This is a genomic window from Aerococcus sp. L_32 (assembly GCF_050689315.1).
In genome coordinates, this window is sequence record NZ_JBOEQF010001247.1 from 1 (window position 1) to 529 (window position 529).

The 529-nt window shown below is 47.6% G+C and carries 1 protein-coding gene; it reads left to right on the plus strand.

All coding sequences use genetic code 11. The annotated features are described in order from the left end of the window. Window positions 1–46: 46 nt before the first annotated feature. The coding region (locus ACRCJ0_RS19150) for an AAA family ATPase (RefSeq protein WP_431391799.1) at window positions 47–529 on the plus strand (483 nt) is incomplete at its 3' end.

A 529-nucleotide genomic window follows, 5' to 3' on the forward strand; every position in this document is an offset into this window, starting at 1 on the left:
CGTCAGTTGCTATTGTTTAAATAAATAGAAAGGAGTGAAGTCCATTATGGCGAAGAAAACGACAACGAGATATGTGTGTCAGGCTTGTGGTTATGAGAGTGTTCAGTTCTATGGCAAGTGCCCGAATTGTGGGGCATGGAACCAAATGGAAGAGGAACGCTTATATGGGAAGACTATTGCGCATCCTGAAACCCGCGTTGGACAAGCCAATTCAAGCCGAATGAAGCCACAAAAATTGGCGGCGGTTCAAGGGGAAGAAACCCCGCGTATCCAAACCCAATTAGGCGAACTAAATCGCGTCTTAGGTGGCGGTGTGGTGCAAGGTTCGCTGGTTTTAATTGGCGGTGACCCAGGGATTGGGAAGTCAACCTTAATGCTACAGGTATCAGCTGAATTGCATCAGAGTGCTGGGCCAGTTTTATATGTGTCCGGAGAGGAATCGATGCATCAAATCAAGCTGCGAGCGGACCGACTAGGATTTGAAGGTGCAGATTTCTATGTTTATGCGGAAACGGATATGGCGGCTATC